Origin of the sequence: Spirillospora sp. NPDC047418 (assembly GCF_040643275.1) — a bacterium.
Classification (GTDB): Bacteria; Actinomycetota; Actinomycetes; order Streptosporangiales; family Streptosporangiaceae; genus Spirillospora.
Genome location: NZ_JBEYTW010000041.1, coordinates 1 through 24,997 on the forward strand (window position 1 = coordinate 1; position 24,997 = coordinate 24,997).

At 70.2% G+C, this 24,997-nt stretch carries 24 protein-coding genes and 2 tRNA genes; 12 read left to right on the forward strand and 14 right to left on the reverse strand.

The features are described from left to right. Positions 1-178: 178 nt before the first annotated feature. Positions 179-757 carry a hypothetical protein gene (locus tag ABZ806_RS24270; protein WP_500219662.1) on the reverse strand — a complete coding sequence of 193 codons (579 nt, stop codon included), beginning with the start codon at positions 755-757 and terminating at the stop codon, positions 179-181. A gap of 435 nt (positions 758-1,192) precedes the next feature. Here ABZ806_RS24270 and ABZ806_RS24275 point away from each other — a divergent pair, with 435 nt between their 5' ends. Then, entirely contained in the window at positions 1,193-1,588 is a 396-nt protein-coding gene (locus ABZ806_RS24275) for a hypothetical protein (RefSeq protein ID WP_500219663.1), read from the forward strand. A gap of 78 nt (positions 1,589-1,666) precedes the next feature. On the opposite strand, the gene ABZ806_RS24280 is transcribed toward ABZ806_RS24275, so the two are convergent. Then, positions 1,667-1,740: transfer RNA gene (locus ABZ806_RS24280), tRNA-Phe, on the reverse strand. A gap of 17 nt (positions 1,741-1,757) precedes the next feature. Next, positions 1,758-1,835: transfer RNA gene (locus ABZ806_RS24285), tRNA-Asp, on the reverse strand. A gap of 286 nt (positions 1,836-2,121) precedes the next feature. On the opposite strand from ABZ806_RS24285, the gene ABZ806_RS24290 reads away from it, so the two are divergent. The 3 genes from ABZ806_RS24290 (at position 2,122) to ABZ806_RS24300 (ending at position 6,611) form a co-directional block, all read left to right on the forward strand. Then, entirely contained in the window at positions 2,122-3,537 is a 1,416-nt protein-coding gene (locus ABZ806_RS24290; RefSeq protein ID WP_500219664.1) for an amino acid permease, read from the forward strand. A 49-nt stretch (positions 3,538-3,586) separates the two neighbouring features. Next, positions 3,587-5,263 carry an adenylate/guanylate cyclase domain-containing protein gene (locus tag ABZ806_RS24295; protein WP_500219665.1) on the forward strand — a complete coding sequence of 559 codons (1,677 nt, stop codon included), beginning with the start codon at positions 3,587-3,589 and terminating at the stop codon, positions 5,261-5,263. 502 nt (positions 5,264-5,765) lie between these two features. After that, complete coding sequence (locus ABZ806_RS24300; protein ID WP_500219666.1) at positions 5,766-6,611, forward strand: glycerophosphodiester phosphodiesterase; 846 nt, start codon at positions 5,766-5,768, stop codon at positions 6,609-6,611. A gap of 50 nt (positions 6,612-6,661) precedes the next feature. Here the strand turns inward: ABZ806_RS24300 and ABZ806_RS24305 are convergent, their stop codons facing one another. After that, positions 6,662-7,543 carry a LysR family transcriptional regulator gene (locus ABZ806_RS24305; RefSeq protein WP_500219667.1) on the reverse strand — a complete coding sequence of 294 codons (882 nt, stop codon included), beginning with the start codon at positions 7,541-7,543 and terminating at the stop codon, positions 6,662-6,664. A gap of 304 nt (positions 7,544-7,847) precedes the next feature. Here ABZ806_RS24305 and ABZ806_RS24310 point away from each other — a divergent pair, with 304 nt between their 5' ends. Further along, on the forward strand, positions 7,848-9,179 hold the full coding sequence (locus ABZ806_RS24310) for a sensor histidine kinase (RefSeq protein WP_500219725.1): 1,332 nt from the start codon (positions 7,848-7,850) through the stop codon (positions 9,177-9,179). Between the two features lie 169 nt (positions 9,180-9,348). Here ABZ806_RS24310 and ABZ806_RS24315 read toward each other — a convergent pair whose 3' ends face one another. Further along, positions 9,349-11,172, reverse strand: coding sequence for a cyclic nucleotide-binding domain-containing protein (locus tag ABZ806_RS24315; RefSeq protein WP_500219668.1), 1,824 nt, complete (start codon positions 11,170-11,172; stop codon positions 9,349-9,351). Between the two features lie 885 nt (positions 11,173-12,057). On the opposite strand from ABZ806_RS24315, the gene ABZ806_RS24320 reads away from it, so the two are divergent. Together ABZ806_RS24320 and ABZ806_RS24325 are read left to right on the forward strand one after the other, a co-directional pair. Then, a complete protein-coding gene (locus ABZ806_RS24320) occupies positions 12,058-12,930 on the forward strand; it encodes a helix-turn-helix domain-containing protein (protein WP_500219669.1) in 873 nt (290 codons plus the stop codon). 293 nt (positions 12,931-13,223) lie between these two features. Beyond that, positions 13,224-13,436, forward strand: coding sequence for a DUF397 domain-containing protein (locus ABZ806_RS24325; protein WP_500219670.1), 213 nt, complete (start codon positions 13,224-13,226; stop codon positions 13,434-13,436). Between the two features lie 159 nt (positions 13,437-13,595). On the opposite strand, the gene ABZ806_RS24330 is transcribed toward ABZ806_RS24325, so the two are convergent. Further along, positions 13,596-14,279 carry a maleylpyruvate isomerase family mycothiol-dependent enzyme gene (locus tag ABZ806_RS24330; protein ID WP_500219671.1) on the reverse strand — a complete coding sequence of 228 codons (684 nt, stop codon included), beginning with the start codon at positions 14,277-14,279 and terminating at the stop codon, positions 13,596-13,598. A 90-nt stretch (positions 14,280-14,369) separates the two neighbouring features. Beyond that, positions 14,370-14,987, reverse strand: coding sequence for an alpha-ketoglutarate-dependent dioxygenase AlkB (locus ABZ806_RS24335; RefSeq protein WP_500219672.1), 618 nt, complete (start codon positions 14,985-14,987; stop codon positions 14,370-14,372). A gap of 92 nt (positions 14,988-15,079) precedes the next feature. Here ABZ806_RS24335 and ABZ806_RS24340 point away from each other — a divergent pair, with 92 nt between their 5' ends. Beyond that, positions 15,080-16,261, forward strand: a complete 1,182-nt coding sequence (locus ABZ806_RS24340; RefSeq protein ID WP_500219726.1) for an MFS transporter — start codon at positions 15,080-15,082, stop codon at positions 16,259-16,261. Here the strand turns inward: ABZ806_RS24340 and ABZ806_RS24345 are convergent. Then, the gene (locus tag ABZ806_RS24345) at positions 16,248-17,075 is read right to left on the reverse strand and encodes a Sco1979 family transcriptional regulator (RefSeq protein WP_500219673.1); all 828 of its coding nucleotides are present in this window, start codon (positions 17,073-17,075) and stop codon (positions 16,248-16,250) included. The two genes, ABZ806_RS24340 and ABZ806_RS24345, sit on opposite strands and share 14 nt — an antisense overlap. Before the next feature lie 235 nt (positions 17,076-17,310). Further along, a complete protein-coding gene (gene sigJ / locus ABZ806_RS24350; RefSeq protein ID WP_500219674.1) occupies positions 17,311-18,276 on the reverse strand; it encodes an RNA polymerase sigma factor SigJ in 966 nt (321 codons plus the stop codon). Positions 18,277-18,435: 159 nt separating this feature from the next. On the opposite strand from sigJ, the gene ABZ806_RS24355 reads away from it, so the two are divergent. Both ABZ806_RS24355 and ABZ806_RS24360 read left to right on the forward strand, forming a co-directional pair. Next, the gene (locus ABZ806_RS24355) at positions 18,436-19,065 is read left to right on the forward strand and encodes an LUD domain-containing protein (RefSeq protein WP_500219675.1); all 630 of its coding nucleotides are present in this window, start codon (positions 18,436-18,438) and stop codon (positions 19,063-19,065) included. Positions 19,066-19,161: 96 nt separating this feature from the next. Then, positions 19,162-19,596, forward strand: a complete 435-nt coding sequence (locus ABZ806_RS24360; RefSeq protein WP_500219676.1) for an ester cyclase — start codon at positions 19,162-19,164, stop codon at positions 19,594-19,596. Positions 19,597-19,654: 58 nt separating this feature from the next. Here the strand turns inward: ABZ806_RS24360 and ABZ806_RS24365 are convergent, their stop codons facing one another. The 3 genes from ABZ806_RS24365 to ABZ806_RS24375 form a co-directional block, all read right to left on the reverse strand. Continuing rightward, positions 19,655-20,692, reverse strand: a complete 1,038-nt coding sequence (locus ABZ806_RS24365) for an XRE family transcriptional regulator (RefSeq protein WP_500219677.1) — start codon at positions 20,690-20,692, stop codon at positions 19,655-19,657. Between the two features lie 16 nt (positions 20,693-20,708). Beyond that, positions 20,709-21,359 carry a hypothetical protein gene (locus tag ABZ806_RS24370; RefSeq protein WP_500219678.1) on the reverse strand — a complete coding sequence of 217 codons (651 nt, stop codon included), beginning with the start codon at positions 21,357-21,359 and terminating at the stop codon, positions 20,709-20,711. Positions 21,360-21,496: 137 nt separating this feature from the next. Further along, the gene (locus tag ABZ806_RS24375) at positions 21,497-22,312 is read right to left on the reverse strand and encodes an alpha/beta fold hydrolase (protein ID WP_500219679.1); all 816 of its coding nucleotides are present in this window, start codon (positions 22,310-22,312) and stop codon (positions 21,497-21,499) included. A gap of 104 nt (positions 22,313-22,416) precedes the next feature. Between ABZ806_RS24375 and ABZ806_RS24380 the strand changes: the two genes are divergently transcribed. Next, positions 22,417-22,857, forward strand: coding sequence for a MarR family winged helix-turn-helix transcriptional regulator (locus ABZ806_RS24380; protein ID WP_500219680.1), 441 nt, complete (start codon positions 22,417-22,419; stop codon positions 22,855-22,857). A gap of 33 nt (positions 22,858-22,890) precedes the next feature. Here ABZ806_RS24380 and ABZ806_RS24385 read toward each other — a convergent pair whose 3' ends face one another. Next, positions 22,891-23,223, reverse strand: a complete 333-nt coding sequence (locus tag ABZ806_RS24385; protein ID WP_500219681.1) for a hypothetical protein — start codon at positions 23,221-23,223, stop codon at positions 22,891-22,893. 357 nt (positions 23,224-23,580) lie between these two features. Beyond that, entirely contained in the window at positions 23,581-24,012 is a 432-nt protein-coding gene (locus tag ABZ806_RS24390) for an SRPBCC family protein (protein ID WP_500219682.1), read from the reverse strand. A 77-nt stretch (positions 24,013-24,089) separates the two neighbouring features. Here ABZ806_RS24390 and ABZ806_RS24395 point away from each other — a divergent pair, with 77 nt between their 5' ends. Beyond that, positions 24,090-24,953, forward strand: a complete 864-nt coding sequence (locus tag ABZ806_RS24395) for a sigma-70 family RNA polymerase sigma factor (RefSeq protein ID WP_500219683.1) — start codon at positions 24,090-24,092, stop codon at positions 24,951-24,953. Positions 24,954-24,997: the final 44 nt, after the last annotated feature.

Consider the following 24,997-nt stretch of genomic DNA (forward strand, 5'->3'; position numbering starts at 1 on the left):
GACATCCGGGCCACCAGCCTGACCACCCACACAAAACGCACACCGAGTCAGGCCGCTACACAACCCAGTCGGTGCTGTGAAAGATCGAGGTTAGCGGTGCGCGGGCGCCTGGAGGCTATGAAGCCCCTGCTTCGGGCACGTTCAACCGGTGTCCTCGTCGACCTGTAGGTGCTGATGGTCAGGACTTGGCGTCTGCGAACTCGGGCAGGCCGAGCGTCTCGAGGAGTCGGAAGAAAAGGTCCTCGACGAAGACCTCTCCACCGTCCAGAACGGCCTGCACAGCGGCGATGTTTGACGTGAACCCGGCCTCGGTCGCCCACTGCACGGCCAATGGCGCCGCGAGGGGAGCGGGCGGCCCCACCGCATGCATCTGCTGTTCGGCCGCGCGGCGTCGGCGTTGGTAGTCCTCGCCCTCATCGGGCTGCATCTCGCCGTTCTCGTCCTCATAGAAGTACGGCCACGCCTCGGGGATGATGTGCCCGATGATGCTGTCCAGCTCAAGCCAGCCGCCCCACCGGCCCGCCTTCGGGCTGAAGCCGATCAACTGGGCGCCGTCGCTATCCATCACCACAGCGGCGAGCACGGGATGCCCGGTCTGCTCCATCACCGCGACGAGCAGGTGCTCCCATTCAGCGGGCAGCGACGTCGACTCCCACCCCTCCGGGCCACGGTGGATCTGCGCCACCTGCCAGCCGTCCGAGGCTACGCCGTGCCAGGCCAGCTGTTCCGCCGACGCCCGTAGCGCGTCGAGTTCCATAATCGGGCGGCTGCTGCGCGCGACTATATATGTGCCCCAATACCCCATGGACCTATCCTTCCAGAACCGGATAGGACAGCGGCCAAAACAGCTGAAATCGTGCCGGTCAGTAAACGGTTAAGGCTCGGACGAAGCCGACCACGTAGCGGCTCGGACTCGACGCAGGACATGGCTGGCGGATTCGTGCAGCGCTGAAACGAGACGGAGTCATGTGATCTCTTCAGCCTTTTGAGCGCTGGGCGGTCACGTGCGAGAGATCGTCGGGCACAGCGACAACGAGGTGACCATGACGATCTACGCACACCGACCCTCGACGGGAAGCGCGCGGTGCTTCACAAGTTCGGGGATGCCCTCGGCTAGACAAGTCAGCCCGAGGAGGCCCGGACGTCACGTCCGGGCCTCCTTGCTGTCTCTGCGGCTTCGTAGGGTGGCGCCATGCGTTACTTGGCGGGGTCGTTCGCTGCTGGCGCCCTTCGGCGCGGGAGAGGCATTGAGCAGCTTCTCAGTGCCTTCGAAGAGGAGGGGCGGCGAGGGCTGCGCTACGCCTGCATCTGGCCGGCAAACCGCCATCATGGCTTCGTCGTTCGGCTTTACGTCGTCGAAGAGGCAGAAGGCCTTCCCGTCGACGAGTTCGGGGCCTTCTATGAGGACGAGTACGGGGACGGTGCCGAGACCGTTGGGGAGACGGCATCCGCTGAAGAGGCGATCACCCTTGCTGAGCGGGAACTCGCTGCCGCTGCAGGGCGATGGGTGAACCAGGGTGTTCTCGCGGACGAGTATCACGACTTCGTCGGTTGCGGCCGTCCGTTGGGTGACTGGAACCCGGCGTGAGGCAGCGTTGTCGTCAGGACTGTCGTCAAAGGCCCGGAACCTGATCAGGTTCCGGGCCTTTTGGCTGGTCATCTGCGGTGGGCAGGGGCGGGGTCGAACCGCCGACCTTCCGCTTTTCAGGCGGACGCTCGTACCGACTGAGCTACCTGCCCAGGACGCTTGGTGCGCCTGGCGGTCCTGACGGGATTTGAACCCGCGGCCTCCACCTTGACAGGGTGGCGAGCACTCCTAGCTGCTCCACAGGACCTTGCTGCTCCGAGCTTAGTGGCTCTGGAGGGGTGTGCCGGCCGGTGGTGGCCCCCCGGCGTCTGGCACGTCCGAGAGCATACGCGATGGCTGAGGGCGGCGCCAACTCGTTAACGGGGGAGGCGGTGGGGGATAGAGCGGTAACGGAGAGGTACCGGGTGAGTACGGATTGCTGGCGAGTGACACGAGTTTGCGGCTTGGGGTCCTAGTCTGTCCGGGTTGCGCAACCGTGCGTGACCGGAGGGTGGCGCCGTCTGTGCCAGGACGGCCGGAGAAGGGAGGTCGGCGTGGTCGCAAAGCTCCCAGACCAGAGCGCCGAGGACTACCAGAGAGGGCTCGGTACGCGGCAGATCCAGATGCTGGCGATCGGGGGGACGATCGGCACCGGGTTGTTCCTCGGTGCCGGGGAGAACATCGCCAAGGCGGGGCCGAGTCTGATCCTGACGTACGCCGTCGCGGGGCTGGCGTTGTTCTTCGTCATGCGGGCGCTCGGCGAGCTGCTGACGTACCGGCGGGCGGAGGGCGGGTTCGCCGGGTATGCGCGGGAGTTCCTCGGTCCGTTCTGGGGATACGCCACGACCTGGACGTACTGGATCATCTGGGTGACGACCGGGATGGCGGAGCTCACCGCGGCGGGCAAGTACATCCAGAAGTGGTGGCCGGGCGTGGAGCAGTGGCAGACGGCGCTGGTGGCGCTGCTCGTGCTGTTCACGGTGAACCTGATCTCGGTGAAGCTCTTCGGTGAGCTGGAGTTCTGGTTCGCGATGATCAAGATCGCGGCGATCGTGATGATGATCCTCGTGGGGATCGGGGTGCTGGCCTTCGGGTTCAGTGATGCCGGGGATACGGCGAGCGTCGGGAATCTGTGGGATCACGGCGGTGTGTTCCCTGAGGGGTACTCGGCGACGATCATGACGCTGCAGATGGTGATGTTCGCCTACCTGGGCGTCGAGCTGGTGGGGGTCACGGCCAGCGAGGCCAAGGACCCCGAGAAGAACATCCCGCGGGCGATCAACGCGCTGCCGCTGCGGTTCGCGCTGTTCTACCTGGGGTCGCTGCTGGTCATCCTCGCGGTGGTTCCGTGGACGGCGTTCAAGGGCGGGGCGAGCCCGTTCGTGCTGGCGTTCGACAAGATCGGCATCCCCGGTGGGGGAGACATCGTCAACTTCGTGGTGCTGACCGCGGCGCTGTCGTCCTGCAACGCGGGCGGGCTGTACTCGACGTCCAGGATGCTGCGGACGGCCGGGGTCAACGGTGACGGGCCGAAGGTCCTCGGACGGTTGAACGGGCGTGGGGTTCCTGTACTGACGGTCGTCATCTCGGCGCTCGTCATGGGGATCGGTGTCGTCGTCAACGCGATCGTGCCGGACAAGGCGTTCGAGTACATCACGTCGGTTTCGACTGGTGGCGCACTGCTGGTGTGGACGGTGATCCTGGTCGCGCACATGATTTACCGGCGGCGGGCTACGGCGGGTGTGCTGCCCAAGTCGCCGTACCGGATGCCGTGGGCGCCCTACAGCAGTTGGGCCGTGCTGGCGTTCTTCGCGTTCGTCACGGTGACGATCGCATGGCAGGCCGATACACGGATCGCGCTGTACGTCATGGCCGCGTGGGTCGCGCTCATCGTGGTCGGGTGGCCGTTCGTCCGGCGGAACTCGCAGAGCGCAGAGATGAAGGTGGCGGTGGAGAGCACCAGCGCCTGACCTCCGTGGGATGATTCCCTTTGGCGGTTCCATCCCCCCGGAGGCGCGCGTGACCAGCAGGCTTGAGATCCGTGTGCGCTGGGTTCTGCTGGTTGTGGTGGGCGTGGCGAACCTGGTCGGTTCGCTGGTCGTGCTGCTGTTCGCGACGTTCGTCGTGCCCGATCCGCCGCTGGACGACCGCGACTACGTCCACATGGTGAACGCGGTGGCGTTCTTCAGTTATCCGGTGGTGGCCGCTCCGGTGGCGCTGGTCATGGGGTTGTGGCTGTGGCGGCCCGTCGTCATGTTCGTCCGGGACGGGGGAGAACCCGGTCGGGAGCAGCGGCGGGCCGTCCTGCTGGGGCCGCTCCGGTTGACGCTGCTCATCGGGGCCCTGTGGACGGTCGGCGCGCTGGGCTGGGCGGTGCTCGATCTGGTGCTGTTCACCGGGCGGCTGGCGGTGAAGACCGGCCTGACGTGCCTGCTCGGCGCGGCGACGACGTGCACGATCGTGTACCTGCTGTCGGAGCGGCTGCTGCGGCCGGCGGCGGCGCTGGTGCTCGGGGCGGAACGTCCGAAGAGGTTCTGGCTGCCCGGGGTGACGACGCGGGTGATGCTCGCCTGGGCGCTCGGGACGGCGATCCCGGTGTTCGGGCTGATCTGCGTCGCGATCGCCGCGCTCGCCGCCCCCGACATCAACGTCGAGCAGCTCGCGATCACGATCCTGGGGCTCGGTGGCGTGGCCATCCTGGCCGGGGTCTATGTCACCTATATGGCGACACAGGCGATCGCGGATCCGATCAAGGCCGTCCGGAAGGGGATGGCACAGGTCGAGCGGGGCGACCTGGGCGCCGAGGTCGCGGTCTACGACGCGAGCGAGGTCGGGCAGCTGCAGGCCGGGTTCAACCACATGGTCGCCGGCCTGCGCGAGAACGAGCGGCTGCGCGACCTGTTCGGGCGGCAGGTGGGCGAGGACGTCGCCGACCTGGCGCTGGAGCGCGGCGACATCACGCTCGGCGGCGAGACGCGCGAGGTGGCCGTCCTGTTCGTCGATCTGACGGGGTCGACCCGGCTCGCCGACACGCGCGGACCGGACGAGGTCGTCGGGCTGCTCAACCGGTTCTTCGGCGTCGTGGTGACGGTGGTGGCCGGGCACGGCGGCTGGATCAACAAGTTCGAGGGGGACGCGGCACTGGCGATCTTCGGGGCGCCGACGCGGATGGAGGACTCGGCCGGCGGCGCGCTCGGCGCCGCCCGCGAGCTCGCGGTGCGGCTGCGCGCCGAGGTGCCGATGCTGGACGCGGGGATCGGCGTGTCCGCGGGCCCGGTCGTCGCCGGCTACATCGGTGCGGAGGAGCGGTACGAGTACACGGTGATCGGCGACCCGGTGAACGAGGCGGCCCGGCTCAGCGACCTGGCGAAGGGCGAGGCGGGACGGGTGCTGGCCTCGGCGACCGTGCTCGACCTGGCGCATCTCGCCGAGTCGGACGAATGGGACATCGGCCGGTCGGTGACGCTGCGCGGGCGGAGCCGTCCGACACGGCTCGGCACGCCCCGGCTCGGTGCGGCGGGGCGTCCGCTGGCCGAGGGTGAACCGGAGGCCGCGTTCGAAGGGGAGCGGGCCGTCCGGCGGATCCGGATCCCGCGGCCGCTGCGGCGGAGCCGGAGGCTGCTGGTCGGCGCGCTGATCCTCTCGAAGGCCGCCAAGAGCGCGCGTACGCCGGACAAGTCGGAAGAGTCCGAGTAGCGGGGCTCGCCATTCCGGCGAAAGCGCCGTGTCCTGCGCGGTGCGGACGGTTCGGCTGCGTATCGTCACTGTGAGTACACGGTCTGCTGCCGGCCCGTAATTCCGGTGTCACCGGACGGCCCGAGGGTTGGGGCGGACAGCTCCGGCTCCCGAAAGGTGACAGATGCACCGACGGAATCGTCTCGCGCTCCTTGCCATCACGGCCACCGCGACGCTCGTGGCCCCGGCGACGGCGGCGGCCGCCGATCCCGGGCCCGACCCGGTCCTGGCCCCGCAGCAGCCCGGCCAGCAGCCCGGTCAGCAACCGGTTCACCAGTCGGGCCAGCAGCCCGGCGCGGCGGACGCTGGTGCGCCGCGGCCCGGTGGCGGGCCGCGGCCTGGTGACCCACGACCGGGAGCGACCCAGCCCGACGCCTCGCAGCCCGACGCCTCGCAGCCTGGCGCGTCCCAGCCGGGTGTATCCCAGCCCGGTTCGACGCAGCCTGGTGCTTCGGAGCCGGGGGTGCAGCAGCCGGGGGTGGCGCCGGCGCCGCGGCCGGGTGTCGGGAGTGCGCTGCGCGCCCGGATCGTGGACGTCGCGCACCGCGGCGCGTCCGCGTACGCGCCCGAGAACACGCTCGCCGCGTTCAAGCTGGCCAAGGCCAAGCACGCCGACATGTTCGAGCTGGACGTCCAGGAGACCAAGGACCACAAGCTCGTGATCATGCACGACACCACGCTCGCCAGGACGACGAACGCGGAGGACGTCTACCCGGACCGCAAGCCGTGGAAGGTCGCCGACTTCACCCTCGCCGAGATCGAGAAGCTGGACGCGGGGTCGTGGTTCGCGGCGAAGTACAAGGGCGAGCGCGTCCCGACGCTGGGCAGGGTGCTGTCCACGATGCGCGGCAAGGGGCTCGGCATGCTCCTGGAGATCAAGAGCCCGGCCCTGTACCCGGGCATCGAGAAGCGGGTCGCCGCGGCGCTGAAGCACTCGCCGTCCTGGCTGCGGCATGATCCGCGGGAGCGGCGCCTCGCCGTCCAGTCCTTCGACTGGCACTCCGTGCGGCGGTTCCACGCCGTCCTGCCGAAGGTGCCGACGGGCCTGCTCGGCACCCCGAAGGTCGCGGACCTGCCGAAACTCGCGAAGTACGCCGACCAGATCAACCCGACATTCGGTGACCTGACCGCGTCCTATGTCAAGAAGGTGCATGCGTCCCGCATGGACGTCCTCACCTGGACGGTGAACGACCGCGGCGACATGGAGAAGGCCGCGAGCCTCGGCGTGGACGGGATCATCACCAACAAACCGGACGTCCTGCGCCATGTCCTGAAGGCGTCGCGGAGCGAGCAGGCCAAGGCGGCCTGAGGCGCGGCCGCGACCGGCCCTGGCAGCACGAAGACCTTGGCCGGTGCGCGTCAGGGGAGCAGCCGGCGGGCGTGGGCCGTGAACGCCCGCGCCGCCGGGCTGCGCGGGCCGTCCGCCCGCCAGGCCAGCACGATCCGGCCGCTCAGCCGGGGCCGGACGATCGGCATCGCGTGCAGCGCGTCCGGCAGGCCGCGGGCGGCGGACTCGGGCAGCACGGCGACACCGAGCCCGTGCGCGGCGATCTGCGCCAGCACGGGCGGCTCGCCGGCCTCGAACGCGATGCGCGGGCGCAGGCCGGCGTCCGCGAAGGCCGCGTCCAGGACGGCCCGCAGCCCGGTGCCCTTCGGCAGGCTGATCAGCGGCTCGTCGCCGAGCGCCCGCAGCGTGATCGTGTCGCGCCGCGCCAGCGGATGATCACGGGTGACGGCGGCGTAGACCTCCTGCTCGATGACGACCCTGGTCGCGATGCCCTCGGGCGGTTCGGCGCCGAGGCTGAGGAACGCGAGGTCGACGCGTCCGGTGCGCAGCCGGTCGGTCAGGGTGTCGGCGTCCTCCTGGATGACCGTGACCTCCACATCCGGGTGGTCGCGGTGGAATTCGGCGATCATGCCGGGAAGGTCGAGCGACCTGATCCAGTCGATGGTGCCGACGGTGACGTGCCCGCGCAGGAGGCCGGTCAGCTCGTCCACCGACAGCCGCGCGCCCTCGACGGCCGCGAGCGCCGCCCGCGCGTAGGGCAGGACGGCGGCGCCGACCTCGGTGAGCCGGACCGTCCGGCCGGAGCGGTCCAGCAGCGGCTGGCCCAGTTCCCGCTCCAGTTGCCGGATCTGTGCGCTGACGCCCGGCTGAGCGACGTGCAGCCGCGCGGCGGCCTTGGTGAAGCTCGCCTCTTCGGTGACCGCGACGAAGTACTCCAGCTGGCGCAGCTCCATAACCGGCCATGCTAACCGCGCACCCGTCCAGCGCTCCGGCTTCTGCTGCGGCCGACCCGCGCCATCCACCCCGCCGGACCCGAGTCGCGCCCGCCTGAAGCGGCCCGCACCGTCCGCCATGACCGGCCCGCGCCGTCCAGCGGACGGGGCCGGAGGGTGGGGCCACAGCGTCGGCAACTATTTCTTTGGACCTTCTTGGGTGCGTTGCTGCAGTTCAGAGGACTGATTCCGGTCTGGGCGGTGAATACCTCTACCTGCGGGAGGTCGGGTGTACGGACGGCGCACATGGTCCATACGGGTGCGGATGACCGTGATGGCCGGAATGGTCACCGCCATCATCTGCGTCATCGTCGCCATCCTGATCCTCGTGGAGGTGCGCGGCTCCGAGACCGACTCCAAGCGCAGCCAGGCGACGGCCGCGGCACTGCGGATCAGCTACGAGATGCGCCGCGGTCCGGTGCGGGGCAATCTCGACGCGCCGGGCGACGTGGTCGTCCAGGTCATGGACGAGAACCGGACGGTGATCGCGGGCACCCCGGGCCCGGCCCTGGACGGCCCGCCGATCGCCCACTTCCACCCGTCGCAGGCCCAGGTGTACGCGACCCGGGACGTGTGCTCCTCGGCGGATCTGCACGGCTGCGCGTGGGTGATCGGGTTCCGCGTCTACCAACCGGGCGGGGACTGGATCGTCTACGCCGCGGCGCCCACCGTCCCCTGGTACGTCAGCCCCGGCCTGACCATGCTCCTGGTCAGCGTCTCGCTGCTGGTGACCCTGCTGGCCTGCCTGCGCGCCTGGGGGACGGTCGACCAGACCCTCGCCCCGGTGGACGCGATCCGGCGCGAACTGGCGGAGATCACCGCGCTGCAGTCGGGCCGCCGGGTCACGGTCCCGGAGAACCGGGACGAGATCCGGCGGCTCGCCGAGGCCGCGAACGCGACCCTCGACCGCCTCGACAGCGCCCTGGAGCGGCAGCGCAGCTTCACCTCCGACGCGTCCCACGACCTGCGCAGCCCGATCGCCGCCGCGCGCACGCAGATCGAGGAGGCGCTCCTCTACCCGGACGACGTCGACTGGCCGCGCACGGCGCGGGCCGTCCTGCAGAGCCTGGAGCGGCTGCAGGCGATCGTCACGGACCTGCTGCAACTGGCCCGCCTGGACGCCGCCGCCTGGAAGGACATCGAGATGATCGACCTCGGTGCCCTCGTCACGATCGAGGTGGCGCGGTCGGACCGGACGAAGCGGATCGTCCCGCACCTCCAGGAGGGCGTCACGATCCGCGGCGACCGGCTCCGGCTCGTCCGGCTCTTCACGAACCTGCTGGACAACGCCGAGCGGCACGCCGAGTCGCAGGTCGACGTCACGGTCCGGCGCAGCGACGGCCAGGCCGTCCTGGAGGTGCAGGACGATGGGGCGGGCATCGCCAGGGAGCACCGCGACATGGTCTTCCAGCGGTTCGCCCGGCTCGATGCCAGCAAGGCGCGCGACCCGGCCGGCACCGGCCTCGGCCTCCCCATCGCGCGCGAGATCGCGCGGATGCACGGCGGGACCCTCACGATCGAGGACAGCGAGCGCGGTGCCCGTTTCGTCCTGTGCGTTCCCCGGAACGTTCCAGACCGCACCGGCCAGGGTTCCTGAGAGGCCGGACGCGGGGCGGCCGGGGCGGGGCGCGGGACGGCCGGGGCCGGGCGCGGCGTGCGGCGCGGGGTGCGGGGACGTGGAAAACCCCGCGGCATCGGTGCGCGCGGGGTGTCCGACAAGGTGTGAGGGGCCCGCGCGGGGACGGGCCGGGAGCGGCTTCGTGCGGTCAGAGGGCGGATCGGGCGGGCAGGCCGCGCAGGTGGATCCAGCCTTCGATGTCCGTTTCCTTCACCCTGCAGCCGATGGGCTCGTACTCGGCGGCGTTCACGTAGCCGGGGCTGTGGGCGATGACGGAGTCGTAGACGAACCTCGACGCGATGACACCGAGGTCGGCGCCCGTCGCGGCGAGCCTTTCCTTGAACGGGGCGGCGTCGAGGAGCCGGGCCGCGTTGATGATCGTCCAGCCGGACACGCCGGGCGGATCGGGCAGCACGGGCCCGACGTCCAGCGCGACCCTGAGCTGGATGCGGACCGCCTCGCTCGACCGGTGGTTGTGGCGCCGCAGCCGCATCCCGAGCGCGGCGATCATGGGGTCGACGACGGCGGCGGTCGGTATCCCGGACGGGACGACGATGAGTGCGCCGTCGCCGCGGTCCTCGCTGTGGCAGGCGTCCCACGGCACCCTCGAATCCTCGAAGGACTCCCGCAGGGCGGTGTACATGGCGCGCCGCACCTCGAGCCGGTCGTCCTCGTCGCGGACGCGCGAGCTGAAGCCGGCGATGTCGGTGTACACGATGGTGCAGTTCGGACCCGCCCACGCCGGACCGGCGGGGGCGGAGGGCCTGATCGTCATGGGCCGGGTGGGCTGCCCGTGGGACGGGACCTGGACGTCGGCCGCCGGGCCCGGCGGCCGGGACACGCCGGCCGCCGCCTCCACGTGGGCCCACCGATCGGCAGGCGACTCGGCCGCGGGGTGCCGTCGGCCGGCGCTATGGGGCCGGACCGCACGATACGAGTCGGCGACCGGCACCGCGTACGGGTCGGCCGCCATGTACGGGCCGACCGGCGCGTACGAGCCGTCCGTCGCGTATGGACCCGTCGTCGCGTACGGGTCCGGCGCTAGGTAAGGGACGGTCGTCACATAGAGGTCAGGCGACGTCGCATAAGGGTCAGGCGCCGTCGCGTACGGGTCCGCCGTCGCGTGCGGGTCGGTCGTCATGGACGGGTTGGGCGCCGCGTGCGGGCCCGGAGGTGGCCTGTAATGGTCAGCCGCGGCGTAGGGGCCGGGCGGCCCGGACGGGGCCGGGACTCCGTGCGGGTCGTGCGGCCAGACCGGCGGTAGCGGTATGTGCACCGTCGTACAGGTCTGAGGTGAGCCGTACCGGGCGGCCGGCCCCGGTGCGTGCGGCGCGTGCGGTGCCGTGTACTGCCCCGTCTCGTCCCGCAGGGCCCCCGACTGCTCGGTGAGCCGGTAGTACATCTCGCGTTCCATGACGGCGATCACGCGCGGGTGGTTGCTGAGGTAGGTGACGAACTGCTGCGTGGTCAGGCGCAGTGCGTGCAGCGTCTCCATCGCGACGATGGTCGCCGAGCGCTGCCGGAGCAGCAGCGCGGCGCGCTCGCCGATGATGTCGCCGGGGCCGCGGAAGGCGATGATCCGCTCGTACCCGTCCCGCTCCATGCAGACCCGCACCGAGCCATGCTTGATCACGATGGTGTGGTCGGCGGCCTGGCCCTCCCGCCAGAGCACCGCGCCGGCCGGGTAGACGACCTCCTGCGCGGTAGCGAGGAACCACGCCTGCTCGATGGTGGTGAGGGAGAGCCAGAACCCGGGCCGCTGGGACGATCCGCCCGCCCGGCCGGACGCCGGAGACGCCGGAGGCGCCGGGGGCGGAGCGGCCTGCGCGGGCGCCGGGTCGCCGACGGCCGCCATGCTCACCAGGTCGGTGTTCTGGGTCGAAGACAGGCCGCGCCCGCTCCCGGAACCGGTGGAGGACGCGTCCGGGCGGACGATCTGGTCCGGGTCATGCCGGTGGTCGTGTCCGCTCATCCGAACACCGCCCCGGCGGCCGGCCGAAGGGAACTCGTGGGGCTGGAAGAACTCGTGGGGTGGACGTCAACGGTCGGGGGATGAACTTGCTGTCTTGACATGTCAGGGACCCCATGCCTCGAAGCGCGCATTCGGCTTCCGTGCGCCGGTGCCCGGGATCGCCCGGCATCGGTCACGGCGGCCGAAGTCGCATCACCTATAGCCCGTTCCGCGTGATCGCGGTTAGACTGGGTGAGTCCGCAGAAATCGTTTTGGCAGGTCAGCCTGGATCTTTCTGCGTTTCCGCAGGGTATCTGCGCAGACCCGCCGGCGCGCTTTCGTGCGGCTCGGGAGTCGCTCTCCGCCTTCCGTCGATCGTCGTGGCTGCCAAACCGGTGATCGGCTGAAAGCGGCGGGCGACTCTGTTTTTCATGGCCGGTCGCCGGTCGTTCCCGCCGGCGGTGCCGAAGTCTCGTGGTGTGGCTGACCTCCCCGTTCGGTGCGCGTCCCGTTCGTGCTGCCCGCACCGGCGTCGCCGGCGTGCCCGTTACCCCGTGGCCCGCGTGTGTGCGCGCCGGTCGCGAGCGCCCGTCCGGGATGACGCGCTTCCCCGTCCGGGCCCTCACCCTGCGTCAGGCTGCCGACCACCTCGATGTGGCGCGGCGTCCCGTTGCAAGTCGTCGTCTGTTATTCTGCTACCTAGCACATTACAACATAGTCAACCGGTGTGCAGCAGTCTGGCAGCTTCCGACGCGCGTTTTGGGCGATATGACGGGGTCTGGCGCGTGGAGCGAAGATCGTATGACCAAGAGATGTAGCGCTGTGGTGGCAAGCGGGATGTCAGGTCCCCGTTTGCCATGTAGCATCCAGGTTGCTGGCACCAACTACTTAGAGTGAGCGATCGCGATGTCCAGTGACCAGGGGCCGATAGTCCAGAGTGCGCTGCTGCGAGCGGAGCTCGTCCGGCTCCGCAAACAGAAGAAACTGACGCAGGAGCAGGTGGCGCGGCAGCTCGAGTGGTCCCCGTCGAAGCTGATCCGGGTCGAGGGCGGTAAGAACGCCATCACCCGGACCGACCTGCAGGCCCTCCTCGCGGTGTACGACGTCACCTCGGAGGGGCGCCAGGAGCGGCTGCAGGCACTGGCCCGCGGCGCGCGCGAACCCGCCTGGTGGAACGTCTACCGCGGTGAGCTCGACCCCAGCTTTCTCAACTACGTCGGGTACTCGGCGGGCGCGGCCTTCATCCGGCAGTTCCATGGGGCGGCGGTCCCCGGGCTCATCCAGACGCCCGAGTACGCCGAGGTCCTGTCGACCGGCAAGGCGTCCGAAACGGCGCGGGTGCTCGCGGCGAAGCTGCGCATTCAGCGGCAGCAGGAACTAGCCAAGCGGGAGAACCCGCCCCGCCAGCACTACATCATCGACGAGGCCGTCATCCGCCGGCATGTCGGCATCAGGACCGACCCCGCGATCATGCCCGCCCAGCTCAACCACGTCGCCGACGCCGCCGAGCGCGACGACTTCCTGACGGTGCGGGTCATCCCGTTCAACACGGGGGCGCACCTCGGCATGGAGGGGCCGTTCAGCATCCTGGAGTTCGACGGCGACCTCGACGACGTCCTCTATCTGGAGGGGCGGTCGGGCGCGAGCGTGATGATCAGCGGCGAGGACGACACGATCATCGAATACCGCGACACCTTCGAACTCCTGCTGGAACAGGCGCTGCCGGCCGATCAGTCCATTGACCTGATGCGGCAGGCCGCCGAAGACCTCATGGCCTGACTCCGGAACCATGCCCGACTCCGGAGACACGGCCTGACTCAGGAACCGCAACTCGACCCGACCGGAGGTGAAGGCCGCAGCGGACATCCGACAAGGCGAGTGGCCGTCATAGCACGCAGCGTGATCTTGTGTTCCCTTGTAGGCGGGATAACTAGAACCGTTTACACTCGTGATTGGGAAATTATCCACAAGGTCGTGGTTTGCTGTGCCCCTGCTCGGTGCTCGTCCGGCGGGTGTTCTCGCCCGATCGGTTGGCGAGACGGCACCCGCCGGCAATGGACGGAGGTTGCTGGATGGTCTACCGGTCGACTCGGGGAGACGTGCTGAACTGGCGGAAGAGCAGTGCGAGCGCCAGTGAAACCAACTGCGTGGAGGTGGCGGCACTGGACGCCTCGGTGCTGGTCCGCGACTCGCGCGACCACTCCGCCGGTGTCATCGCCCTCGGCCACATGCAGTGGAATGCGTTGGTGGACGCCGTCCGGGACGGCGACCTGGATCTGGTTTGAGTCTCGTGACTCATTTTCCGCGCCACTCTCAATAATTGTCGACCATTGTGGCCCGTCGACGCCTTTACCAGCGATCTTTGACAAAATCGCGCCAGACGCCCGCCCGGCGCCCCTCCGACGTCCGCCCTGCCAGCCTCCTGAAGTGGAAGACGGGACGGGCTAGTACAGGAAAGGGATCGTGAGGTGCGCGGCGCCGGTCAGGCCGGTGGCGGGGGAGCGGCCCAGGAGCCAGGCCAGGAGGGACGCGGCGGGGCCGGTCACCAGGTGGTCGCCGGTGCCGTGGTCTTCGCCGGTGTCGGTGGCGTGCAGGCGGAGAACCGGGCCGTCGTCGCGGCGGGCGAAGGATGCCGTGACGCCGGCCAGCATGCGGCTGGTGAAGTCGGCGGGCCAGTCGCCGGGGGTGAAACCGGCGTCCAGATCGACGTGGTGGATGAGCACCTCGGTGAGGCGCGAGTCGGCGGCGCGGGCGGCGGGGTGGCGGGCGCCGGTCGTCCATTGGACGGTCCGGTCCCATGCCTGGTCCGGCATGAGGGCGAAGGCTTCGGCGAACCGGTCGGCGGATCGGCGGACGTCATCGAGGAGCACGTCGGCGGGGCGGTTCGCGCCCTCCTCGATCTCGGCGGCGCGGGCGTCCAGGCTCGGGTACTCGTAGGACTCGATGCCGGTGCGCGCCCAGGTGAGCAGGCGCGTGCCGCCGTCGGCGTTGCGGGCGACGTGGGTGAGGACGTGTCCGCGCGTCCAGCCCGGAAGCAGGGACGGGCCGCGGACGTCGGCGTCGCCGAGCCCGGACGCGGTCGCCAGGAGTGCCCGCGTCGCGGCGGTGATCGCGTCGAGGGAGATCATGCGAAGGCACCGGCGCGGGTTGCGGCCCAAACGAGCGTGACCGTCATGGCGATCCTCCTCGGAAAGATCACGAGCCCTGCGTTCAGTGGGTCAGCGTACGCCGCGGGGGCGGAACTGGATGCTGATGCGGGGGCCGGTGACGCGGGCGCTCTTCGGGATGGCGTGCTCCCATGTCCGCTGGCAGCTCCCGCCCATCACGATGAGGTCGCCGTGCCCCAGCTCGTGGCGGATCGTCCGGCCGCCGCCCCGGGGACGCAGCAGCAGGCTTCGCGGCGTCCCGACGGACAGGATCGCGACCATCGTGTCGTGCGTGGCACCGCGTCCGATGGTGTCGCCGTGCCACGCCACACTGTCGCGGCCGTCCCGGTACAGGCAGAGGCCGGCGGTACGGAACGGCTCACCGAGTTCGTCGGCGTAGTGGTCGTCGAGCGCCGCCTTCGCCTCGTCCAGGACGGGATCGGGGAGCGGCGTGCTCTCGTCGTAGAACGCCAGTAGGCGGGGGACGTCCACGACCCGCTCGTACATGCGTCGCCGTTCCGCGCGCCATGGGACGGACGTGAGCAGCCGTTCGAACAGCGCGTCCGCGCCGGGGATCCAGCCGGGCAGGACGTCCACCCAGGCGCCGTGGGCCAGCCGCGTACGGCGCGCCGACGCCGGCGGACGCGGGCCGGACTCGTCCGTGAAGTCCAGTAGCGAGCCTTGGAACATGCCGCCCACTGTACCGTTTTCGCTCAAACATGTGTTCGATCATGGTGTGGGAGCGTGTTCTGTCGGTGGCGGATCGTAGCCTCCGCTTCGTGATGGGAGATCTGCCGCGTCCGGTGAAGGCGCTCGTGTGCGTCCGAGTGATCAACCAGCTCGGCGCGTACGTGATGGCGTTCCTCGCCGTGCTGGCGGGCGCCGACCTAGCGGCGGCGGCGCTGGCCGTCTTCGGGGTCGCCGCGCTGGTCTCCCGCTGGCTCGGCGGCGTGCTCCTCGACAGGTTCGCGCCGCGGACGCTCGTCGTCCTCGGCCTGGCGTCGACGGGCGCGGCCCTGCTGCTCCTGGCCGCCGCGCAGGGGAGCGGGCAGGTGCTGGCCGCGGTCGCACTGGTCGGCCTGGCCTTCGAGATCCAGGAGCCCGCGACGCAGGAGGCACTGGCCAGGGTCGACGGGCTGCGCGGCGACATCTACGGGCTGCTCGGAACGTCCCTGGTCGCCGCCGGAGCGCTCGGCGGCCTGCTCGCCGCCGTCCTGCTGCCGCTGGGTGCGCGCTGGCTCGCGGTCGTGGACGGGACGACCTGCCTGCTGGCGGCCGCCGTGGCGCTGGCGTTCCTGGAACGGGAACCCTCGGCGAAGCGGACGCCGGCCGCCCCATGGCGTCCGTCCCGGCGGTTGCTCCGGCTAACCATTGCAGGCACGGCGTTCGCGTGCGGCTATCTGGCCGTGCTGATGTTCATGCCGCTCGTGCTGCTCCAGCGCGGCGCGCCCGCGTGGCTTCCCGGGCTGACGCTGACCGTCGCCGCGCTGCTCGCACCCGTGACCGGACGCCTGGGGCGCCGCCGTCTGAACGGGTTCGCGCACGAGCCCGTCCTCGCCGTCGGGTGCGGCGTCCTCGGAGTGCTCGCGCTGGTGCTGGCCGTCGGCCGGGCCGTCCCGCTGACGGTCGGGGCGTACCTGGCCTGGGCGGTCGCCGACAGCGTCCTGATGGGGCGCTGGCAGGCGATGATCGCCGACTTCGCGCCGGAGGCGGAGCGGCCCCGCTGGTTCGCGTTCTTCGGGTCGTCGTGGGGCGTCGCGCAGTCCGCCGTGCCGGGCCTGGTGGCGCTGGCGGGCGCGGCGATGCCGATCGGCGCGGCCGCGTTCCTACTGACCCCGGCCTTCCTACGACGAGCCGGTCCCGCGCGAGCCCGGCCGAGTCGGGACGGGCCGAGTCGGGCCGTGTCGTGTCGGGCCGGGTCGGGACGCGCTGGGGCGGGCTGGGCCGGGGTCAGTAGTCGTTGAGGAGGTCCTTGAGGAAGGCGGTGGTGCGGGCGGGGCGGGCGGCGCGGATCGCGAGCAGGTCCATGATCTTCTGGTAGCGGGCGGCCTCGGTCCCCTCGGGGTAGCGGGCGCCGGTGAGCTGCTCCAGGTAGATGAGGTCGTCCAGGTCGTGCTCGGCGAACCGGACGACCGTGATCGGCCCGCCGAGCGCGAGATGCCCGCCGGCGGAGAACGGCAGGACCTGTAGCCGCACGTTCGGCATGCCCTCCGACACGGCGATGAGGTGCTCGATCTGGGTGCGCATCGTCTCCGGCCCGCCGAACGGCCGGCGCAGCGCCGCCTCGTCGATGACCGCCCACAGCGTCGCCGGGCCGACCGGCCGGTGCAGGATGCGCTGCCTGGTCATCCGGACGGTGAGCCGCCGTTCGAGCCCGTCGTACGGGGCGTCATGGTGTTCGAGCCCGATGACGGCCCGCGCGTAGTCGCGCGTCTGTAACAGGCCGGGGATGTACTGGACCTCGTAGCTGCGGATCGTCGTCGCCGACTGCTCCAGCCCGAGGTACTGCTCGAACCAGCTCGGCACGACGTCGCCGTAGCTCTGCCACCAGCCGGGCTTCTTCGCCTCCCGGACGAGTTCCAGGAAGCTCGCGCGCTCGTCCTCGTCGCGGACGCCGTAGAGGTCGAGCAGGTCGAGGACGTCCCGGGCCTTGAAGCCGTGCCGCCCCAGTTCGAGCCGGCTCATCTTGGACGCCGAGGAGCGGATCGCGTCGCCCGCCTCCGCCCGTCCGATGCCCTGGTCCTCGCGCATCCGCCGGAGCCGGGCCCCGATCTGCATGCGCAACGCGGTCGGACCTGCCTGCCGATTGTCCAGCACAAGATCTCCAGCGTCCCGTACGTCCCCGACGACCCTCGGAGGGTCTCACAGCGGATCACGGACGCGCAGGAAACCTCCGGACAGAGATATGTAACTCCAAGGTGCCCGCTGACAAGGAAAAATGGTCGATACACACACCGCCCGGACGCAACCGCCCCGACCGCCCCGATGCTCCCCGGGCCACTGTGGCGGGTGGTCAGGTCGTCGTCCAGGGGCGGAGTTTCTCGGGGTTGCGCATGACCCAGATGTGCTTGATCTGGTCGTCGGCGATGTCGAAGGCGAACACCGTCACGGTGACGCCGTCCTCCTGGGCCACCAGACCGGGCTGGCCGTTGACCGTGCGCTCCAGCACCATCATGTTGTCGGGCCGCCGCCCGGCGAGGTCGATCCAGGCGCGTGCGATCGACTCGGCGCCTTCGATGGGGTCCAGGAAGGTCAAGGCGAGCCCGCCGCCGTCGGCGATGGCCGTGGCGTCGGGGTCGAGGAGCGCGAGGAGGGCATCGATGTCCTTGGCCTCCCATGCCTGCTTGAAGTCGCGGACGATGTCGGCGCGCTGGGCGGGAGGGACCGCGGAGGGGTGTGCGGCCCGGATGCGGCGGCGGGCCGAGGAGGCCAGTTGGCGGCATGCGGCCGGGGAACGGCCGACGATCTCGCCCACCTCGGCGAAGGAGTGGCAGAAGACGTCGTGCAGGATGAACGCGACGCGTTCGGCCGGGGTCATCGATTCGAGCACGATCATGAAGGCCAGGTTGACCGACTCGTCCAGCGTGACCCGGTCGGCGGGGTCTGCGGGGTCGGCGGCGGTGCCGCCCGGGCGTCCGCTGGTCCACTCCGTGCTTCCGGGGAGCGGCTCGGGGATCCATTCGCCGACGTAGGTCTCCCGCCGGGCCCGCGCCGACCTGAGCACGTTGAGGCAGATGCGGCTGGCGACCGTCGTCAGCCAGGCGCCGGGGGACGCGATGGCGTCCTGCTGCTGACGTGACATGGCGTACCAGCGGGTGTAGGTCTCCTGGACGGCGTCCTCGGCCTCGACCAGGGAACCCAGCAGCCGGTACGCCAGATTGATCAGCTGGCGCCGCTCGCTCATGATCGCGTCCAGGCCCGCGTCGGGTCGGCCGCCGCCGCCCGAGTCGACCGCGTCCGGCCCGGATCGGGTGGTCATGGTGCCGTCGCCTCCCCTCGATCGCTTCCGCCTTCACCGGTTCGACAAGACAGCGCACCGGAATGTGAGGCGCCGTGCCGGCCTCACATTCCCGGGGGCCGTGTTGTCGGACTGCTGAGACGAGCCCATCATCCAGCGAACAGGGAGCTCAGCGACATCATGACCACTTCATTGCACGACACCGTGTTCGCCGACCCGGCCCCGGCGCGGCGCCTGGAGCGGGCGGCCGCCGCGCTGGTCGCGCATGGCTTCACCGTGGAAGTCCTCAACGACGTGGCGTCCGCGCGTACCCGCATCAAGGATCTGATCCCCGAGGGTGCCGAGGTGTTCACCGGGGCCAGCGAGACCCTCCGCCTGTCCGGGATCGACGAGGACATCAACGCCGGCGGACGGTACCGGGCCATCAGGCCACGCGTCCTGGCCATGGACCGGGCCACGCAGGGCGACGATATCCGGCGGCTGAGCGCTGTCCCCGACGTCATCGTGGGCAGCGTGCAGGCGGTCACCGAGACCGGTTCCCTCGTGATCGCCTCGGGGAGCGGAAGCCAGCTGCCGGGCTATGCAGGCGGTGCCGCCCGCGCGATCTGGATCGTAGGGGCGCAGAAGGTGGTCCCCGATCTGAGCGCCGCACTGCGTCGCGTCGAGGACCACTGCCTTCCGCTGGAGAGCGTCCGCACCGAAGCGGCCTACGGGTCGCCCAGCGCCGTCAACCGGCTCCTCGTCCTCAACGCCGAAATCCGTCCCGGGCGCGGCACGGTCCTGCTGCTCCGCGAGGCCATCGGATTCTGAACCACCGGTGGCCGGGGAGCCACCTCCTGCACGATGAGCTACCGCCCGGCGGGTGTCCGCCGGGCCGGCGAAGGCGAGTTGACCTTGGACAGGGACATGTCAGCAGATCAGATAGCGCGCAACAAGGCGGCGTTCGGCCGTTTGCAGGAGGCCCAGAGCAGCGGTGACGTGGAGGTCTTCCGGAAGGTGATCGACGAGGTCGTCCAGCCGGACGTGCTGATCCGGACGCCGTTGCCGATCGGGGCGACGGGCGGGGATGCGCTCAAGCAGGTGGTCGCGATGCTCCTCCGCGCGTTCCCCGACCTTCACATCGAGGTCGAGGACGTGATCGCCGAAGGCGACAAACTCGTCTTCAGGAACACGGTGACCGGGACCCACCAGGGCGAGTACATGGGCGTCCCGCCGACCGGCAGGTTCATCACGTACAAGGAGATCATGATCGTCCGTTTTGTGGACGGCCGGATCGCTGAGACGTGGGGGATCGTCGACACCCTTGCACAGATGAAACAGCTCGGCCTGATCCCGGCGTAGGTCGCTGTTGGGACGTCGCCGCCGGCGGGCGAGGGTGGTCTTCGGGCCGGGGGCGGGGTTAGCGCGGGGGGACGAGGAGGTCCAGGTCGGCGCGGGGGACGCGGGCGCGGTCGGCGACGCCGTCGCGGTCGGTGCCGGCCTGGGCGACGATCTCGATGGCGCGGGTCAGCATCGTGGGCTGCTCCAAGGGCTTCCCCTGGCCCGGTTCGTGGCGGCGCCAGCCGCGCGAGCTCATGGCGCTCATCGCGTTCCGGTACGCGGTCTCCTTCATGATGCCGAGGGTGCGGGCCCGGTAGAGGAGCGCCGCCAGGCTGACGCCCCAGGTCGTTTTGAGGTGGGCGAGGCGGTCCCAGTCGGGGGCGCCGGGGAGTTCGGCGGCGATGTCCTGCTCGGGCATGAGGAATTCGGCCGCGAAGCGGTGCGCCTGGTCTTCGACGACCTTCTCGCCGGGTTCGGCGTCCGCGTGCATGACCAGATGCCCCAGTTCGTGGGCCGCGTCGAACCTGTTGCGCCAGTAGTCGCCCTTGGCCGGGTTGAAGAAGACCATCGGCCTCGGGTGGACGCCCACGCTGAACGCGTCGACCCGCTCCGCCGCCCGCGGCAGGACGAGGACGATCACGCCGTGCTGTTCGAGGAGCCGGACGACGTGCGGCACCGGGCCCGCCTGCGCCAGCAGCGACTTCCGGGTCAGCCGGGCGGCTTCGATGGGGCCGGGCCCGGCGATCTCGTCCGGCGACACCGGATATTCGGGCAGGTCGACTTCGGGGAAGTCGACGAGGTCTTCGAGGGCGGCGACGACGTCGGTGGCGATGCGTCCGTAGGCGAGCGCCTGGTCGCGCTCGATCTGGCTGGTCGACCTGAGCGACCGGAAATGGGCGCCGTCCATGGAGACGGAGCTGCGGCCGGCCTGGAAGAACTCGACGGGGACGCCGAGCGCGATGGCGAGCCGTTTCAGCGTCAGCTCGTCCGGGGGCTGGACGCCCGCCTCGTACCGTCCGATCGCCTTCGGCGTCGTCCCGACGGCGTCCGCGAGCTGGTTCTTCCGCAAGCCTCTGAGCCGCCGGGCCAGCGTCAGCCGCTCGCAGTCGAACAGCACCCTGCGCCACCCTTTGCTAGGCCGTCTTCGTCTCCCCGCGGAGCCGCATGGGGACGTCGTCTTCCTTGTCGTCCCAGAGCGGCATCGTCCGCTCGACGAGCTTACGACGTGGATCGGGCCCGATGGTGTCGTCCAGCTGCTTCACCCAGTGCCAGGCGGTGCCGCCGTCCGCGTTCCATCGGGGACGGCCCAGGAAGAGCTCCATTTCGAGGGGGTCCTCGGTGGCGCTGTGCGCGAGGACCAAGGTCACGACGCCGGGCGTGTCGTGAGCCTCCAGGCCGAGCGGCAGCGTCAGTTGCGGGTCGTCCACGTATCCCTGGCGGGCGACGGCCTGCTTGGTGGGGCTGGCCCGGTCCCACCGGATGCCCCGGACGTTGCCGAACTCGTGCCGCTTGAGCAGGACGCGATAACGCCCGTAGCGCCAGCCGGGCGAGCCGTTCAGATCGTCCCGGACGACCTGCTTCGCCATCTCGCCCCGGCCGAGAACGCGGTCGAGGTGGTGCGCCAGCGTTTCGAACGCGCCGACGCCGTAGGTCCGCTCCTTGAAGCCCGCCTCACGGCTCAATCCGTTGAACAGGGCGCGCGTCGCCTCGCGGTGCGCCTCCCGCACCCCGTGCAGGAGGCCCGCCGCCAAGAGCTCGTCCCAAGCAACCCGGTCTTCAGCCACGCGTCCACTGTAGGGAGGGGGAGTGACATTACGAGCAGCCCTCGAACTGCGGCACCTCCTCGACCAGCTTCAGGCCGCTGGACTTGACCTGACCGAAGGGGCGTCGACGGTCTGTACTGCTGCGGGGGATGTGGTTGTCAGACCTGGAAGATCTGCCTGAGCAGGGTGGCGTAGCCGCGAGGGTGTGCGGTGTTGCCGTTGTGGCCGCCGGGGAAGCGAACGATCTCGGTGCCGAGCAGGGCGGCCAGCGCCTCGGCGCACTGGTGGTCGAAGACGTGGTGCGGGGTCGTCGTCCCGGCGGCCGGGAGAATCCGGGTCTTGGCGTGGGCGAGGCCGGTGACCGGCGGGTCGTCGGTGATGACGGCCGAGAAGTCGTGCCGGATGAAGTAGTCGAAGTTGGCGACCCGGTCCCGCGTCATCGGCTGCGGGGTGAGGCCGGGCTCGGCGTCCGGGTCGGCCGGGTCGATGCCGAGGATGTCGGCGATGACCTTGAATGCGGCGCCCAGGCCCTCACGGGCGTAAAGCTCTTGGACGTCGGCCAGTTCGCGCTGGTGCCGTACTCGCTGGTCGTCGGGGAGCAGGCGTGGCGCGACCGGCTCGTGGGCGACGAGCGTGCCGATCTGGTTCGGGTGCCGCACCGCTACGTGCAGCCCGATGACCGCGCCCAGGCTGCAGCCGAGCATCTGGACGGGCTGGTCGGTGAGCTGGGTGAGCAGGCGGTGCACGTCGTCGGCGTGTTCGGCCATCGTCGCACCGCACGCCGGGTCGTCGAGCGTGCTCCGGGACAGACCGCGCCGGTCGTAGGTCACCACGGTGAAGTCGGCGGCGAGGTGCTCCACCAGGTCGGCGGTGCGGTCGGCGTCGCCCTCGCCGCTCTGGGAGATCAACAGCATCGGGCCGGCTCCGCGTACCTGGTAGTGCAGGGTGGCGCCGGGAACGCGCAGCTCGCTCATGTCACGGTCCTTCGTGGGAGGTTCGTTTCGTCCGTGATCGACGATAAAGCATCAGAGTTGATACATCAAGACTGATGCATCTGTGTTGATGTATCTTCGGTCGGGTGAACGGAGTCGACCTGTTCCTGCTCGGCCGTACCTTGATGAAGCTCGGTGAGCAGGCTCTCCCGACCGAGGGCATCGGCGAGCACGCCGCGAGCACCCGCACGGTCCTGGTCGTGGTCAGCGACCTGCGGGAACACCCGGGCAGCGCGGTGGGAGAGATCGCCACCCGCACCGGCCTGCCGCAGAGCGCCGTCTCGGCAGCAGTCGCCCGGCTGCGCGAAGCGGGCGCGGTCGTCACCGAACCCGACCCGCGCGACCGCCGCCGCTCCCTGGTACACCCCCAGATGTCAGATCGCGTCGAGGCAGCGCGCTCCGCCTCCATCGACACCGTGCTCGCCGAGATGCTGCCCGACGACACCGCCCTGGCCGAAGTACGGACAGCCTTGGAGACCCTGGTCCGCCACCTCACCCCCGCGTCCCTCACCCGCCGTGTCCGATAGCGGTGCGATACAGCCCGACGGCTGGGGATGGCCTTATCGACGTCGCGCGGGCTGGTGCCGGTCGGCGGCGAAGAGCCGCACCTGCCGAAGCCTCGGCTCGGGGCCGATCCGCCCCTCGCGCACCCAGAGGGCATGGACGGTCAGCAGCACGAGTTGCCGGGCCCCGAAGAAGAGCAGTGCGGCCAATGGCAGCTCTCCGAGCAGCGCTGTGATGAGGCTCAGCGGGAACTCTCCCGATCCCCAGGAGAGCCAGACGTCGAACCAGGCGTCGCAGATGAGGAGCGTCCCGGCGACGATCTGCCCGAAAATGGCGATCTGCAGCCGCTTCCAGATGGCGAAAGCGGTGGCGGCGATCGCCAGCGTCAATCCGACGTCGAAACCGATCCAGGCGACCGCCCACTGCCCGGCGGTGAAGTGCTGCGGCAGCGTGAAATGCGAGCACGACCGTCCAGGGGATGAGCCAGACGCAGCAGGCGACCAGCAGGACGAGTGCCAGCCCGCGCCGCCGCCGGTTCCGGGGGTCCTCCAGCGGGTCGAGGTCTTCTGCCGCGATGAGCGTCCGCAGCAATTCGGTGCGCTGCTCGGCCGAAAGCCGCCGCACCTGCTCAGGCGTCAACACCCACACCCACCTCCGTCCCAACCCTAGGAACCGTCGGTCACCGGGGAAAGGGGCGATGGATGGCCGCGGGGAGAGGCGCAGCGGCTCGTCCGAGGCGAAGTGACCTACTGGTCGCCCTCAAGCAGCTCCTTCAGCCGCTGGTGGCTCGCGGGTGCGACCTTCGCGGCCATGCGGCGGACCAGCGGCACCGCGGCCGCGGCGATCCCGCGTCCGTCGAAGTCGAGTCCGAAGGTCACCCGGCACCGGTCGGCTGCGATCGGTTCGATGTCGACGGACGCGTTCGGACGGATCGGCCCGTCCACGCCCCGGGCCGCCCACGTGCGCGGCGGCTCGCTCTCGATGATCTCCTGCGTCATGGTCCTCTCCGTACCGCCGATCTTCCGGACGGTGGTGAAGCGCGACCCGACCTCGTCCCCGTGGACGTCCACATTCGTCACGTCACGCTGCCACTCAGGGAACTTCGCCGGATCGACCACATAGGCGAACACCTCGTCCGCCGGCCGGTTGATCTCGATGGTGTTCATGAAAGCAGTCATGTCTCCTCCCGATGCAGTCACATTTGCCCCGAGCAGTCCGTCATAGACACGACGGAACCCTGGGGGAGGATGTGACCGTGGACGACGAGCAGCTCGCGGAACGGTTCGAGGCCAATCGCCCGCGCCTGGCCGCGCTCGCGTACCGGATGCTCGGCTCGCCCACCGAGGCGCACGATGCCGTCCAGGAGGCGTGGCTGCGCCTGTCCAGAACGAACGTCGACCGCATCGAGAACCTCAACGGGTGGCTGACGACGATCGTCGCCCACATCTGCATAGACATGTTGCGGACCCGGACGTCCCGCCGCGAAGACCCGCTTGACGAGCGCCTACCCGAGCCGCTGATCAGCCAGGACGGCTCGAACCCCGAAGAACAGGCGCTGCTCGCCGACGCAGTCGGGGTCGCGATGCTCGTCGTCCTGGACACCCTTACACCCGCCGAGCGCCTGGCCTTCGTCCTGCACGACCTGTTCCAGATGCCGTTCGACGAGATCGCCCGCATCCTCGACCGGAGCCCGACGGCGACCCGCCAACTCGCCAGCCGGGCCCGCCGCCGCGTGCGCTCGGCCCCCGTCCCGGACCCGGACATGAGCCGCCAACGCGCCGTCGTGGACGCCTTCCTGACGGCGTCCAAGAACGGCGACCTGGAGGCTCTCGTCGCGACCCTCGCCCCGGACATCGTCCTGCGCGCCGAGGCCGAGGGGGAGCTCTTGCACCTCCGCGGCGCCCGGGAGATCGCCCAGCGCGCGATCGCCTTCTCCTTCCGCGCGGAGTTCGCCCGCCCAGCCCTGATCAACGGCACCGCCGGCCTGGTCGTAGCCACCGAAGACGAACCGATCGCCGTCATGGCCTTCACCGTCGTCAACGACAAGATCGCCGAACTGGACATCTACGCCGACCCAGCCCGCCTCAGCCGCCTCGAGCCGCCGATCAACACCTCCTGATCCGTAGGGCGCCGCGATATGTGCAGCGCTTGAGGAAACGGCCG

What these genes read in the sequence shown, in the direction of transcription:
- ABZ806_RS24325 (WP_500219670.1), top strand. Translation starts at nt 13,224, where the DNA reads ATGGTCTACCGGTCGACTCGGGGAGACGTGCTGAACTGGCGGAAGAGC.
- ABZ806_RS24320 (WP_500219669.1), top strand. Translation starts at nt 12,058, where the DNA reads ATGTCCAGTGACCAGGGGCCGATAGTCCAGAGTGCGCTGCTGCGAGCG.
- ABZ806_RS24345 (WP_500219673.1), bottom strand. Translation starts at nt 17,075, where the DNA reads ATGCAGATCGGGGCCCGGCTCCGGCGGATGCGCGAGGACCAGGGCATC.
- ABZ806_RS24305 (WP_500219667.1), bottom strand. Translation starts at nt 7,543, where the DNA reads ATGGAGCTGCGCCAGCTGGAGTACTTCGTCGCGGTCACCGAAGAGGCG.
- ABZ806_RS24340 (WP_500219726.1), top strand. Translation starts at nt 15,080, where the DNA reads ATGGGAGATCTGCCGCGTCCGGTGAAGGCGCTCGTGTGCGTCCGAGTG.
- ABZ806_RS24275 (WP_500219663.1), top strand. Translation starts at nt 1,193, where the DNA reads ATGCGTTACTTGGCGGGGTCGTTCGCTGCTGGCGCCCTTCGGCGCGGG.
- ABZ806_RS24270 (WP_500219662.1), bottom strand. Translation starts at nt 757, where the DNA reads ATGGAACTCGACGCGCTACGGGCGTCGGCGGAACAGCTGGCCTGGCAC.
- ABZ806_RS24310 (WP_500219725.1), top strand. Translation starts at nt 7,848, where the DNA reads ATGACCGTGATGGCCGGAATGGTCACCGCCATCATCTGCGTCATCGTC.
- ABZ806_RS24315 (WP_500219668.1), bottom strand. Translation starts at nt 11,172, where the DNA reads ATGAGCGGACACGACCACCGGCATGACCCGGACCAGATCGTCCGCCCG.
- ABZ806_RS24390 (WP_500219682.1), bottom strand. Translation starts at nt 24,012, where the DNA reads ATGACTGCTTTCATGAACACCATCGAGATCAACCGGCCGGCGGACGAG.
- ABZ806_RS24335 (WP_500219672.1), bottom strand. Translation starts at nt 14,987, where the DNA reads ATGTTCCAAGGCTCGCTACTGGACTTCACGGACGAGTCCGGCCCGCGT.
- ABZ806_RS24355 (WP_500219675.1), top strand. Translation starts at nt 18,436, where the DNA reads ATGACCACTTCATTGCACGACACCGTGTTCGCCGACCCGGCCCCGGCG.
- ABZ806_RS24375 (WP_500219679.1), bottom strand. Translation starts at nt 22,312, where the DNA reads ATGAGCGAGCTGCGCGTTCCCGGCGCCACCCTGCACTACCAGGTACGC.
- ABZ806_RS24330 (WP_500219671.1), bottom strand. Translation starts at nt 14,279, where the DNA reads ATGATCTCCCTCGACGCGATCACCGCCGCGACGCGGGCACTCCTGGCG.
- ABZ806_RS24360 (WP_500219676.1), top strand. Translation starts at nt 19,162, where the DNA reads ATGTCAGCAGATCAGATAGCGCGCAACAAGGCGGCGTTCGGCCGTTTG.
- sigJ (WP_500219674.1), bottom strand. Translation starts at nt 18,276, where the DNA reads ATGACCACCCGATCCGGGCCGGACGCGGTCGACTCGGGCGGCGGCGGC.